The sequence below is a fragment of the Bacillus sp. FSL M7-0558 genome (assembly GCF_038003245.1).
Classification (GTDB): Bacteria; Bacillota; Bacilli; order Bacillales; family Bacillaceae; genus Bacillus; species Bacillus pumilus.
The window spans coordinates 1921693-1935668 of record NZ_JBBOOU010000001.1 but is presented as its reverse complement, the minus strand read 5'-3'; the positions used below and the strand labels follow the sequence as shown (position 1 = coordinate 1935668).

General features: G+C 41.9%; 13 protein-coding genes. 11 read left to right on the top strand and 2 right to left on the bottom strand.

The annotated features are described in order from the left end of the window. Positions 1-40: 40 nt before the first annotated feature. From MHB79_RS09510 to MHB79_RS09485, 6 genes are all read left to right on the top strand, one after another. On the top strand, positions 41-514 hold the full coding sequence (locus MHB79_RS09510) for a GyrI-like domain-containing protein (RefSeq protein WP_106032551.1): 474 nt from the start codon (positions 41-43) through the stop codon (positions 512-514). Between the two features lie 37 nt (positions 515-551). Continuing rightward, the gene (locus MHB79_RS09505) at positions 552-1271 is read left to right on the top strand and encodes an MBL fold metallo-hydrolase (RefSeq protein ID WP_212046005.1); all 720 of its coding nucleotides are present in this window, start codon (positions 552-554) and stop codon (positions 1269-1271) included. Between the two features lie 3 nt (positions 1272-1274). After that, positions 1275-1847 (top strand): TetR/AcrR family transcriptional regulator, encoded by a 573-nt coding sequence (locus MHB79_RS09500; RefSeq protein ID WP_050943937.1) that lies wholly within the window; start codon positions 1275-1277, stop codon positions 1845-1847. 148 nt (positions 1848-1995) lie between these two features. Further along, positions 1996-2877 carry a hypothetical protein gene (locus MHB79_RS09495; RefSeq protein ID WP_212046006.1) on the top strand — a complete coding sequence of 294 codons (882 nt, stop codon included), beginning with the start codon at positions 1996-1998 and terminating at the stop codon, positions 2875-2877. After that, the gene (locus MHB79_RS09490) at positions 2840-3445 is read left to right on the top strand and encodes a DUF4166 domain-containing protein (protein ID WP_251190421.1); all 606 of its coding nucleotides are present in this window, start codon (positions 2840-2842) and stop codon (positions 3443-3445) included. Before MHB79_RS09495 ends, MHB79_RS09490 begins: the two co-directional genes overlap by 38 nt. Further along, complete coding sequence (locus MHB79_RS09485) at positions 3438-5069, top strand: YndJ family protein (RefSeq protein ID WP_340989625.1); 1632 nt, start codon at positions 3438-3440, stop codon at positions 5067-5069. The genes MHB79_RS09490 and MHB79_RS09485 overlap by 8 nt, the downstream gene beginning before the upstream one ends. Here MHB79_RS09485 and MHB79_RS09480 read toward each other — a convergent pair. Beyond that, positions 5059-5538, bottom strand: coding sequence for a site-2 protease family protein (locus MHB79_RS09480; RefSeq protein ID WP_340989623.1), 480 nt, complete (start codon positions 5536-5538; stop codon positions 5059-5061). The genes MHB79_RS09485 and MHB79_RS09480 overlap by 11 nt on opposite strands. A 231-nt stretch (positions 5539-5769) precedes the next feature. Here MHB79_RS09480 and csaA point away from each other — a divergent pair, with 231 nt between their 5' ends. From csaA to MHB79_RS09465, 3 genes are all read left to right on the top strand, one after another. Further along, entirely contained in the window at positions 5770-6102 is a 333-nt protein-coding gene (csaA, locus tag MHB79_RS09475) for a chaperone CsaA (RefSeq protein WP_003215734.1), read from the top strand. Positions 6103-6616: 514 nt separating this feature from the next. Continuing rightward, positions 6617-8008, top strand: a complete 1392-nt coding sequence (locus tag MHB79_RS09470; protein WP_003215869.1) for an MFS transporter — start codon at positions 6617-6619, stop codon at positions 8006-8008. Between the two features lie 23 nt (positions 8009-8031). Continuing rightward, positions 8032-9639, top strand: a complete 1608-nt coding sequence (locus MHB79_RS09465; protein ID WP_212046009.1) for a glycoside hydrolase family 43 protein — start codon at positions 8032-8034, stop codon at positions 9637-9639. Positions 9640-9684: 45 nt separating this feature from the next. Here MHB79_RS09465 and xylR read toward each other — a convergent pair whose 3' ends face one another. Beyond that, on the bottom strand, positions 9685-10845 hold the full coding sequence (gene xylR / locus MHB79_RS09460) for a transcriptional repressor XylR (RefSeq protein WP_050943942.1): 1161 nt from the start codon (positions 10843-10845) through the stop codon (positions 9685-9687). A 214-nt stretch (positions 10846-11059) separates the two neighbouring features. Between xylR and xylA the strand changes: the two genes are divergently transcribed. Continuing rightward, on the top strand, positions 11060-12397 hold the full coding sequence (xylA, locus tag MHB79_RS09455; RefSeq protein WP_251190424.1) for a xylose isomerase: 1338 nt from the start codon (positions 11060-11062) through the stop codon (positions 12395-12397). A gap of 35 nt (positions 12398-12432) precedes the next feature. Next, a complete protein-coding gene (gene xylB, locus MHB79_RS09450) occupies positions 12433-13932 on the top strand; it encodes a xylulokinase (protein WP_340989620.1) in 1500 nt (499 codons plus the stop codon). Positions 13933-13976: the final 44 nt, after the last annotated feature.

Below are 13976 nucleotides of genomic sequence, written 5' to 3'. Positions count from 1 at the left end.
GTTTCTTTTTATATGATAGAAAAAAAGGAGATGAGAATGTATGTACGATATCGTGACATTAGAGAAACAATGGATGAAAGGGTTGTCTGTTCGAACAACAAACGAAATGGAGCAAACAAAAGAGCGGAAGATTGCTCCACTCTGGCAACAATTTTTTGCGCAGCAGCTTTACGGAGGGCAAGCGCCCGTCATAGGATTATATTCAGATTATGAAAAAGATGAGCATGGCTCTTATTTATTTACTGCTGGGCAATTCGTGGATCAGCAGGTAGAACATGTCATAGAGATTCCTGCATCGACCTACGCAAAATTCCGAACGAGAAAGGGACCTATTGAAGAGGTTGTGTTGGAGACATGGCAGCAGATTTGGGCGTGGGATGAGCGCCATTACCGCACATATACAGGCGACTTTGAATGGTATGATGAAAGATCTATAGATCCAAAAGAAGCGCAAATTGATATTTATATTGCGGTTGATGAAGAAATGCTTGCTAAAACTAATATCATTAGTTAATATAAAACTAACGACATTAGTTTTAGGAGGACATATGATGAGATTGACAACTTTTGATCGCCTGCACCAGCTCACATTGATGCCGCGTCTATTTCCGGTAAATTGCTATGTATTTGAGGAAGAAAATGGACTGATATTAATTGATGCTGCTTTAAAAATGGCAGCAAGCTCGATCATTGAATTTGCGCACAAAAAAGACAAGCCAATCGACAAGATTATTCTCACTCATAGTCATATGGATCATATCGGTGCACTAGATGAAGTGAAAAAGGCTTTTCCAGAGGCAGTCGTTTATTTATCAAAACGCGATGCCCTCCTTTTTGAAGGTGATTTTTCCTTGCTTCCTGGTGAACCTCAGCAAAAAATTAAAGGCAGTTTTTCAAAAGACATTCACACAAAACCAGATGTGCTTGTCGAAGAAGGGGACGAGATTGGGTCACTTAAAGTCATCTCAACACCAGGACATACACCTGGAAGCATTTCTTTATACGATGAAAGGTCAGGGATTGTCATTGCAGGAGATGCACTTGTGACAAAAGGCGGTTTATTCGTAACGGGTGAGTTTCGCTTGACCTTCCCGTTCCCGGCTTTTGCCACTTGGGATGCAGAAACAGCACTCAAAAGTGCCGAAAAATTGCTGGCACTTCCCTTATCTTGTCTTGCAGTAGGACATGGTGATCTTATCATGGAACCTCATGCCAAGCTTCAAGCTGCCATAACAAAAAGGCAGCAACAGTTAAAGAAAGGGGAGCAGTAAACCGTGTCTCCAAGAATGGGTATCACGCAAGAAAAAATTATCGATACAGCGGCCGCATTTGTTGATGAAGAGGGCTTTTCTGCATTGACCATTGCTACATTGTCTAAAAAGCTGAACATCAGACCACCTTCTCTTTATAATCATGTATCTGGTCTTCTTGAAATTCAGGCGGCACTCGCAGAAAAAGGGCTGTCCATGCTACGTGAAGAAGGTATACACGTAACAGAGGGATTGGATAAAGAAGAAGCTGTGTTAGCCTTTGCCAAACAGTATGTTGAATTTGTCCGCGAACATCCAGGCCTTTATGAAGCGGCCTTTTCACATATGGAGGAGAAAAAAGTAAGAAGTGAGGCAGAGCGCCTTGTTGAATTTGTCCAATCCATCATGGCCCGTTTTGGTGTCAAAGAAGAAGAGATGACACATGTGGTCAGAGGACTAAGAAGCTTATTGCACGGCTTCGGTGATATTTCAAATAAAAATGGATTTCAACGAAAAGAACAGCTTGAAGACAGTGTGAGCTATGCGGTCAAGCTTTATATCTCAGGTGTGTTGCAAAAAGAAGATCTGTCTCATTGACAGGTCTTTTTTTGGTAGTGAACCGATATGTTAAAGAGGCGACCATCTTAAACCAATTTTTTGACAAAAAAAGAATAAACATTTGACAGTTTTGTGAAACATGGTATGCTTGTTATGTGAAATAATTCACATAGAGGAGTAGAGGCAGATGAAAAGAAAGCCTGTTTATGTGGAAACAACCATTCATGCACCGATAGAGAAAGTATGGGAATATACGCAAAATCCAAAGCTTCATGAACAATGGGATTTGCGCTTTTCAACCATTTCATTAAATGAACCTCAAAATGAACAGCCCCAATCCTTTTTGTATGAAAAGCATCTTGGGTTTGGTTTAAATGTCACAGGGACAGGAGCTTATCGAACAAGAATGATGGATGAACGGAATGAGCGGGCATCCTCACTTCATTTCAAATCGTCACACCCATTGTCTTTTATCAAAGAAGGCAGCGGCTACTGGAAGTATATGAAAACAAGCGACCACATTGTGTTTCAAACTCAATTTGATTACAAAACGAAAGAAGGAAAAGGATGGACATGGGCAGACCGGATTCTTTTTCGCCCAATGATCGGGTTTATGACAGCCTTTAGTTTTGGGGCATTAAAGACGTGGCTTGAAAAGGGAACACATCCCCGTTTGTTGCTAGAGAGAACACTTGCTCATTACGGGATTTGTTTGCTGTTTGCCATCGTCTGGCTATGCCAAGCGGTCATTCCTTTTTCACATTCGGCTTTTGATCATAGCACGAGTTTCCGATTGTTTTATGCGCTTTTAGGCGTATCATGGCTAATTCCCAAGCTAACAAAGAAATATCTATTCATTTTTCAAAGTATGTTTCTTCTCATCATGCTTTGTATAGGGGTCCTATCCCCGCAAACGACGCTTCATGAGCCGCTTGTGATGAGTGCATTTTTCATTTTGTCGATTGCAGGTATGATCAATCTAAAAGATTGTGTAGATGTATTTTCCATCAAACGAAAAAGGGGAGGTAGACATGGTCGTTCATCGTCATCAAGTAAAGGATTACGATAAACTGCATCCAAAGCTAAAAGAGAGATACAATCGCGCGTTTTCTGCTGAAGGCACCATGGAGGAAATAGGCGGCGGGTCAAGACTCATTCGATTTATTTTCAGAATTGGTTCTTTGTTTCGGTGCTTTTTCCCTGAAAGAGGAAAAGACATTCCTTTCCAAATTGTCAATGATCCCTTTGTGACACATAAGGGAGAGGAAGGGATGCACTGGTATCGAACGTTTTATTTCCCAAAGAAGGAGCGGCACTTTGATGCTGATATGATCATTGATCAGAAGAGTCATACAGTACTAGACTACTTTGGAAAACCTAGACTTCTTGTGTCAGAGCTTCATTTTACAGTAACAAAGCATGGTTTCTTACACATCCAATCCGGCCGGCAGAAGTTTTTGATGTTCGGCAGGGAATGGCCGCTGCCTTCATGGCTTTATGGTGTGTCAGATGTAACGGAAGGCTACGATGAACATGCAGGTGAATATACCATTGATGTCCACGTGAAAAATCGCCTGTTTGGTACTCTTTTTACATATAAAGGCCGTTTTACAGAAAGGGTGTCTCATGATGAATAAGTGGCATTTGACATCCAGTCTGATCTTCATGTCTTGTTTTATCGCCACCCGTTTCATGACAGGCCGGGTAGCAGAATTTTTTGTTCTCATGGCAATTCTATTTTTTGTTCCCTCTGCCTTACACTTTTTTGAGAAAGAAGGGAAGAAACACAAGCCAGAGAGGCTGATCGGCTTTTTAATGAAAGCCTTTCCACTAGCGGCTCTTTGTGCAACCGCTGCTTTCATCTATCATTCCGCTTGGTTTGCATCGGGATGGCTTTTATATACAATGTTATTGGCGTTATTTGGCTTTTGTCGTTTGCTAGAAAGAGGAATCTTTCCGCTTCATGAGCTGATGATTGATGGCGCATGGATGTATCTCGCTTTAGGCGGTCTGTGGTTTTGGCTGTACACAGCAGATATACAGGTGATGACATTTTCGCCGATCATTGTTCTTTTGACCGCTATTCATTTTCATTACTCGGCTTTTTTTATCCCGCTTTTTTATGGATTTTTAGGAAGGCAGCGAATAAAAGAGACAGCTTTATACAAAGCGGCGGGCTGGGTGATTTTGCTGTCGCCTGTGATGATTGCTGTGGGGATTAGCTTTTCCCGTCTATTTGATACGTTCAGCGTCATTCTTTATGTGATGGCCCTCTACATATATGGCATCCTTTGTATGAAAACAAGATTTCGGTCGACTTTGGCAAAAGGACTTGTTGTGTTTTCTAGCTTAGTTTTAATGGGGACGATCGTGTTATCACTTCTTTATTCCGCTGGTATGCTGATGCGTGTGACCTACATCAGCATGGATCAGATGATTTGGTTTCATGGCAGTATCAATGCTTTTTTTGTGATTTTGCCGGGGTTGATTGGCTGGCTGATTGAAGGGCCGAAGGATCAATTAAAGCAGAAGAACTTTCCGATTTCCAAAGTGTATGGCCGGTTTCAACTGATCTCTTTTCAAGAGGAAAGCGTGCATAACCATGAGAAGCTGGGTTTAGTCGATTCGCTTGATGAATTAAATGGAACGACATTTTCAACTGACAGGGTGTCACCTGTGATTCGCAGATTTTATGAAGACCCTATGGCTTTTACATTAAAAGCAGCCGTCAACTTTCATTGGTGGGTAAGGCCGTTCGTCTTTTTACTTCAGCCGCTGTTTAAGAAAATAGGTCAGCTATATTTGGGGTTATCTCGTCATCCATATGAGATGCAGGGACGTCTGACTAGATTTCAACATCCGAAGGAAGAAAGGGAAAATGTTCGGGCTTGGATACGTCACAATGTAAAAGGAGAGCAAGTCTTTTTTGCACTTTATGCTCTTCATTACGATGCAGCTACGGGTTATATGAATATTGCGCTGCCACTTCCGTATTCTCAGCTGACAGCTATTTTAAAGCCTTTTAATGAGAAAGAAGATTTTCTATTAAAAAGCGCATGTCCAAAAGGCAGTACCGGTGACGAAGGGTTGTATTTGCATACGCCTTTTATCACCATGAAACTGCCAATGGAAGAAAGCTTTCATATGAAGCCGGAGACAGATCAAAGTCTCACAGCGGTACATCAAATGAAGCTGTTCGGTATTCCTTTTTTAACGATTCATTATCATATTGACAGTGAAAGTCATCATGTTAGTCAATGATGTCGCATGGTTCACCGTGTCGAATGATGTTCACAATCGCTTGCCCATCACTCGGATGATGATCTGCATACTGGACTGGCAGCAGTGCAAAAAATACATAGTAGACTGAGAAGTAAGCAAATTGATAGAAAAATTGGTGCTCTGGCAGGAAATCATTGGCGATCATTGAGTTCAGTATGAGAACACTGAGCAGGTTGCATAATGAACCGCCTAAGTAGACAAGAATGTGCGACAATCGGTTGTTTTTCCTCATTTCTTCATAGTGGCAAAATGCATCTAGAAAATAGATTCGTCTAATTTCAACGACGCCTACTTTCAACACTTTTTTCCCTCTGCCAAGCGCAAAGGAAACCTTTGCTCCAAACATCCACGCGACCACAATATGGCCAAGCTGATGCAGGATGGCAACGATAGGAAGAATGACAAAAAACGACCAGCAAAACGTCCACATATCCGATAATGTAAACAAGTGTGAACCCTCCCCAATATATTCGGGAGGAAGCAGTAGGATTATTTGCCATTTTACTGAATTCATTTTCAGGATGCAAACATTTAATACACGACAATAAATTTATTATGTAAACTATAAAGGTGATTTTAACGCTGTATAGGCTTTTTGAACCTCCTCTATGACAAAATGAATGTGCTACAATGAATAATCAATAGATTACGTTACCTTTTATGAAGAGGAGAGAGTCAGATGGCAGATATTGAACAGTTTTTGGCGTTAGATATTCGCGTTGGGACGATCATAGAAGCAGAATTTTTTGCAGAGGCAAGAGTGCCTGCATTGAAGCTCAAGATTGATTTTGGTGAAGAAATTGGTGTAAAGCAATCTAGTGCTCAGCTGACAAAGCGTTATACAGCGGAAAATCTTACCGGCAAACAAATCGTAGCGGTCGTTAATTTCCCGCCAAGAAGAATTGCAGGGTTCAAATCAGAAGTGCTTGTCTTAGGAGGCATGCCGTCAAAAGAAGACGTGGTGTTGTTAGCGACAGATGAACCGGTTGAGAATGGAACAAAAATAGGGTAAGAAAAAAGACATCTTCCTAAGAAGATGTCTTTTGCGTATTGAGGCGGAATAACCACACGCCACATTCGTGTGTGTCTCAAAGAGACATGTTACCCGACTTACACAATTCAGCTCATCGCTTGATTAATATAGCATGGGATGAGCTTGAATGCAACCTTTAAATGAATTCTTTCAGATTTTCTTGTCATTTCACAAGATGAATGACAAGAAATCGATTATTTGGATTATTTTTTCAAAATATATTGAAAAGTCAGATCAGATTTTATAAAATGAATTCATCTTAGTTTGTTTGGTCAATAAACTAAGATGAATTTCAAGTATTGATCCCTTATATTGAAGGAGATGATTCTGTCATTCGACTGTTTTGCTGCGCATTTGGGCTAAGCTGAAAGGAAGAGGTGTTCAGCTACATTTTTATAACAAATTGAAAGCGCTTTATATTCCCTGTATTGATTGCTGCTGCCCTCCGTCATCTGTTCGTTAGAAGAGGCTAAGTGAAGAAGGGAGAAAGCTCATGGTTAGTGAGAATTTAAAGAAGATTCGTATGTCTGAAAAAGTGGGATATGCTTCAGGGGATTTCGCATGTAATTTGATTTACGCTACTGTTTCTACGTATCTATTATTTTTCTATACAGATGTGTACGGTTTATCAGCGGCAGCAGCAGGGACGATGTTTTTGGTTGTTCGCGCCATCGATGCGCTTGCAGATCCATTTATTGGTGCATTGGTAGACCGGACGAACAGCCGTTTTGGTAGATTCAGACCTTATTTGTTATTCGGTGCGTTTCCTTTTGTCGTACTTGCCATTCTTTGCTTTACAACACCTGATTTTTCCGAAATGGGTAAACTCATTTATGCCTACATCACGTATGTTGGTTTATCGCTTACATACACATTCATCAACGTTCCTTATGGTGCTTTAACTTCCGCAATGACAAGAAATAACCAAGAGGTTGTCAGTATTACGTCCGTTCGTATGGTGTTTGCCAATCTAGGTGGTCTAGTTGTTGCTTTTTTTGTTCCTTTTCTTGCGACCTTTTTAAGTGATACGACAGGAAATACAGCACTTGGCTGGCAGATGACGATGGCTTTTCTCGGCGTTCTTGGCGGCGCATTACTGATTTTCTGTTTTAAAAGCACGAATGAACGTGTCACGCTTCAAAAGCCAGAGGAAAAGATTAAATTCAGTGATATCTTTGTCCAATTACGAGTGAATCGCCCGCTTGTTGTATTAAGCATTTTCTTTATTATTATTTTTGGTGTGAACTCGATCAGCAACTCTGTTGGGATCTATTATGTGACGTATAACCTTGGCAGAGAAGATTTAGTGAAATGGTACGGACTCATTGGCAGTCTGCCAGCTTTAATGGTGCTGCCATTTATTCCGAAGCTGCACAAGCTGTTAGGAAAGAAAAAGCTGCTTAATTATTCTTTATCGCTGAATATCGTAGGTCTTCTTGCCCTACTTGTGATACCGCCGAGTCAAATCACTTTAATACTGATTTTCAGGCTTGTTGCTGCTGCGGGGAGTATTACAGCGGGTGCTTACATGTGGGCGCTCATTCCTGAGACTGTTGAATATGGCGAATATAAAACTGGAAAAAGGATGGGCGGACTGATCTACGCAGTCATTGGATTTTTCTTTAAATTTGGGATGGCATTAGGCGGGATTGTTCCGGGGCTTGTACTCGATCGATTTGGCTATGTTGCAAACCAAGTGCAGACGCCAGAAGCATTGCTTGGCATTTTAATCACGGTAACAGTGATTCCTGTATGCTTACTGATTTTAGCGATGATTGATATTAATTTTTATAACCTAGATGAAGAAGAGCACCAAAAAGTCGTGAGGGAGCTTGAGAATAGGGATCAAGTATATATCGATCATATGGATGATTTTAAAATGTAGGTCGTGAAAGAGGAGGAAGTTGAATGAAAATCACCAATCCAGTACTCAAAGGATTTAACCCGGACCCAAGTATTTGCCGTGTAGGAGAAGATTATTACATGGCGGTCTCTACATTTGAATGGTTTCCAGGGGTACAAATTTATCATTCGAAGGATCTTGTGCATTGGCGGCTTGCCGCGCGTCCTTTGCAAAAAACGTCGCAGCTGGACATGAAAGGAAATCCTGATTCTGGCGGAGTATGGGCACCGTGCCTAAGCTATGCAGATGGTCAGTTTTGGCTCATTTATTCAGATATCAAAGTAGTGGATGGTCCATTTAAAGATGGTCATAATTATTTGGTTACGGCAAGTGAGGTTGATGGTGATTGGAGTGAGCCGGTTAAGCTTAATAGCTCTGGCTTTGATCCCTCTTTATTTCATGACCAAAGCGGGAAGAAATACGTCTTAAATATGCTGTGGGATCATAGAGAAAAGCACCATTCCTTTGCGGGTATTGCCTTGCAGGAATATAGCGTGACGGAAAAGAAACTCATTGGTCAGCGGAAGGTCATTTTTAAAGGCACACCGATTAAATTGACAGAAGCACCGCATCTTTATCACATCGGTGATTACTATTATTTATTAACAGCAGAAGGAGGCACCAGGTACGAGCATGCGGCAACAATTGCCCGTTCCCGGCAGATTGAAGGGCCTTATGAGGTTCATCCTGATAACCCAATTTTAAGTGCTTTTCACTCACCTGAACATCCGCTTCAAAAATGCGGTCATGCTTCCATTGTTCAAACGCACACAAATGAGTGGTATCTCGCTCATCTGACTGGCCGCCCTATTCAATCAAGCAAGGAATCTATTTTTCAGCAAAGAGGGTGGTGTCCTTTAGGAAGAGAAACAGCGATTCAAAAGCTTGAATGGAAGAATGGCTGGCCGTATGTTGTGGGCGGAAAAGAAGGAGCGCTGGAGGTTGAAGCGCCAGCGATCAACGAAAAGGTTTTTGCTCCTACCTACCATACAGTCGATGAGTTTAAAGAATCAACGTTAAATAGACACTTTCAAACATTAAGAATTCCTTTTACTGAACAGATCGGTTCATTAACGGAAAAACCTCAGCATTTAAGGTTATATGGTCACGAATCTCTAACATCTAAGTTTACTCAAGCCTTTGTTGCAAGGCGCTGGCAAAGCTTTTATTTTGAAGCAGAGACAGCTGTGTTGTTCTATCCAGAGAATTTTCAGCAAGCCGCTGGTCTTGTGAATTATTACAATACGGAAAATTGGACAGCGCTTCAGGTGACATATGACGAGGAACTTGGCCGCATTCTTGAATTATCTGCCTGTCAAAACCTTTCCTTTTCTCAGCCATTGGCACAAAAAATCGTCATTCCAGAGGAGGTCACCTATGTGTATTTAAAAGTGACCGTTCAGAAAGAAACATATACCTATTCTTATTCATTTGATCAAAAAGACTGGAAGGAAATTGATGTGATATTTGAATCTAGCCACCTATCTGATGACTTCATTCGAGGAGGAGGATTTTTTACAGGGGCATTTGTCGGCATGCAGTGCCAGGATACAAGTGGCGAGCGTCTTCCTGCTGATTTCAACTATTTCCGTTATGAGGAAACAGATAAATAAAAAAAGACAACACGGTAAGAGCTGTCTTTTTTATCTATGAATCTGTCATGGTGAGAGGGTGGCATCTTGCAGGAAAGCTTCAATGACGAGAGATGTCATCCCTAATACTGGTGCGTTGTGTCCTAATGACGATGGAAGCAGCTCGACATGTGAACTGAATTGAGTATCCATCCTGGAGGAGACCTCCTCTTGAATCACACGTAGAACCGTTGGCTGCGCTTCAATCACCTTGTTTCGTAAAATAATCGCTTGCGGGTTAAAGGTATGGAGGACGTTTGTGAGACCAACCCCAAGGTAAAAGCCAAAGTTGCGCAGGGCATTGAGGGTTTTCATGTCATTTAACGTCGCCAGCTTTTCCAATTCTTGATGAGAGATGGGCTGATCATTTGTTTGAAGGGACTGAAACAAGGCTTTCTCAGATGCATACAGCTCCCAGCAACCACGGTTTCCGCAGCTGCATGTTGGTCCATTAAAGTCGATGGTCATATGTCCCATTTCACCAGAAAAGCCATATGCACCTCTGTATAAATGATGATTGATAATGATCCCGATTCCAATGCCGGTGCCGATGCTGGCATAGATCAAATGATCATAATGTTTAGCGGCACCAAAGATTTTTTCACCATATGCACCGGCATTTGCTTCATTTTCAATGAAGACGGGTACTTGGAATGCGTCTTGGAGCGTTGTTTTCATGTCAACATTTTTCCATTTAGAATGCGGCGTAAACACGATTTGTTGATCGGCATCCACTAGCCCAGGTATACATAGGCCAATACCTATGAGCCCATATGGGGAAGAAGGGATTTGGGCCTTCAACTGCTGTATTAATTCAGTTAATATGCGTATGGTCACATCAGGAGCGCTTGATGGGAGCTTGATCTGTTCTTCTTGAAGGATGGACCCTTCAAGGTCGGTTAAAATGCCATTGACATAATCAACGCCGACATCAATCCCGATGGAGCAGCCAGCACGTTTATTAAACATCAGTAAAACCGGTCTTCTCCCGCCGCTAGACTCACCTTGACCGATCTCATAGACGAGTTGCTCTTTCATTAATGTACTCACTTGAGAGGAAACAGTCGATTTATTTAACCCAGTGCGTTCAGATAATTTAGCTCTAGAAATTGGTGCATGCTGGAGAATTTCTTTTAATAATAGCTTTTGATTTATTTTTTTCACAAAGTTCTGATCAGCGATATCCATGTTATCCACTCCATTTGTTTCGTCTTTAGATTAAGTGAAGAAAAAAGCTGCTTTTCTACGCATGTAATCTGTAAGAAGGATGATTTTAACTTTATTATAACGAAAATATTTCTAAAAAACTAAAAAATATGGAAAATTCAAAGTGAATTGATCATCAATTGAACATTAGTTTGTTGAATCAACTTACAAAGTATATTCATAGGAGGAATAAAAGATGGCCAACTCAAATATGAAAACGTTACACAGCTTAGAAGGAATCGGAAAAATACAATATGAAGGAAAACAATCAAAAAATCCACTCGCTTTTAAACACTATGATCCAAGTGAAATGATTGGCGGAAAAACAATGAAAGATCACCTGCGCTTCTCAGTCGCTTATTGGCATACATTGACTGCTGATGGAACAGACATGTTTGGAACTGGTACGATGCAAAGAGCCTGGGACTCCTATAGCGGAATGGATTTAGCAAAAGCTAGATTGGAAGTAGCCTTTCAACTGTTTGATCTATTGGATGTTCCGTATTTTTCCTTCCATGACCGTGACATTGCACCGGAGGGAGATACGCTTCAAGAGACGAATCAGCAATTAGACATCATTTTAGAAAGAATGAAAGAATACATGCGGGATAGCGGAGTCAAGCTGCTGTGGAATACAGCCAATATGTTCAAGCATCCTAGATTTGTACACGGCGCAGCAACATCTTGTCATGCAGACGTCTTTGCCTATGCAGCCGCACAGGTGAAAAAAGGCATCGAAACAGCTAAAGAACTTGGCGCAGAAAATTACGTTTTCTGGGGAGGACGAGAAGGGTACGATACTCTGCTGAATACAGATATGAAAAGAGAGCTTGATCACATGGCGTCATTTTTGCATATGGCTGTTGATTATGCAAAGGAAATTGGGTACACTGGCCAATTTTTAATTGAGCCTAAGCCAAAGGAGCCAACCACTCATCAATACGATGCAGATGCAGCGACATCTATTGCCTTTTTAAAGCAATACGGACTAGATTCACATTTTAAATTGAACATCGAGGCCAATCATGCGACGCTTGCTGGTCATACGTTTGAGCATGAATTACGCGTCTCAAGAATACATGGATTGCTCGGTTCTGTGGATGCCAACCAAGGGAATACGCTGCTTGGCTGGGACACGGATGAATTTCCAACCGATTTATATGCCACAACTCTTGCCATGTATGAAATTCTGCAAAATGGCGGACTAGGAACTGGCGGTCTCAATTTTGATGCAAAAGTGAGAAGAGCTTCTTTTGAGCTTGAAGATATTTTGTATGCCCATATTGCGGGAATGGATGCATTCGCAAAAGGACTGCGGGTGGCTCATAGACTCATAGAAGATCGTGTGTTTGAAGATGTGATCAAGCACCGATATCGCAGTTTTTCTGAAGGGATTGGCCGTGACATTTCAGAAGGAAAGGCAAACTTTCATACATTAGAAGAGTATGCGCTCAAGCACCCTTTAATCAGTAACGAATCGGGAAGAGAGGAACAGTTGAAAGCCCGGTTAAATCAATACTTGTTAGAAGATTGATTGAAGAAGCGGACCTGTTTTGAAGGAGTGAAGACATGAAGTATGTGATGGGAATTGATCTTGGAACGAGCGGAGTCAAAGCCATATTAGTAGATGAGAATGGAAAGGTGTGCGGCGAGGCCACTAAGCCTTACCGCCTCATTCAAGATAAACCTGGATATTGTGAACAGAACCCAGAGGAATGGGTTGAGCAAACAGTGGCTGCGATGAAAGAACTGATGGCAAGGCAGCCTGTTCTTTCAAAGAAAGTAGAGGGCATCAGCTTCTCTGGACAGATGCATGGTCTGGTTCTTTTAAATGAATCCCGCGAGGTGCTCCGCCCTGCAATTTTATGGAATGATACACGAACGACAGCGCAATGTACACATATTACAAAAAAACTGGGGGAACGGCTCCAACAGATCACGAAAAATCAAGCGCTTGAAGGATTCACACTGCCAAAATTATTATGGGTAAAGGAGCATGAGCCAGAAATTGATCAACAAATCGACATGTTTTTACTCCCAAAAGATTATGTCAGATTTCGATTAACAGGTTCTGTTCATATCGATTATTCTGATGCGGCTGGCACCTTGTTATTAAATATTGGAGAGCAAGCGTGGAGTGAAGAAATTTGTCGGGCATTTGATATTCCTCCTCATATTTGTCCGCCGCTGATCTCATCAGAGGAAGAGGTTGGTACACTATTTCCGCACATTGCACGTGAGACGGGGATCGAAGAGGGTGCAAAAGTCTTTGCTGGCGGGGCAGACAATGCTTGCGGAGCAATTGGTGCTGGTATTTTATCCTCTGGCCGCACGTTATGCAGTATTGGCACATCTGGGGTCATTCTCTCTTACGAAGAGGATCATGAAAGAGAGCTTCAAGGAAACCTGCATTTGTTCCATCATGCAAAAAAAGACGCTTTCTACACAATGGGTGTGACCCTTTCAGCAGGATATAGCCTTAACTGGATAAAACATTTACTGGCTCCAGAGGAATCGTTCCAATCACTTTTAGAGGGTGCGGTTGATGTCGCGCCAGGAGCAAATGGATTGCTCTTCACGCCATATTTAGTCGGGGAAAGAACACCTCATGCGGATGCTATCATTCGTGGAAGCTTGATTGGATTAGACAGCCGGCATGAAAGGGCACATGTCGTTAGGGCTGTGCTAGAAGGGATTACTTTCTCGTTAAATGAATCGATCGCTTTATTCAGGCAAGCTGGGAAACACATAGATTCAATTGTTTCCATTGGAGGCGGTGCGAGAAGCCGGACATGGCTTCAAATGCAAGCAGACATTTTTCAGGCAGAGGTCATCCAGTTAGACAATGAACAAGGGCCTGCTTTAGGAGCAGCGATACTGGCCGCCGTTGGCTGCGGCTGGTATCCGTCGCTTGAAGCATGTGCGGAACAGTTTATCCATCAAGCAGCTGTCTATGAGCCAGAGCAGCAGCATGCAAGTATATATGATGATCTGTTTCATCTGTATCAAAAGATCTATACACAAACAAGAGATATCCATGCCGGGTTAGAACAATACCGTTCCGTCTAGCAAAAAGGGTGACATGAAAGGAGGTGATGAGTTCGCTTCATCTT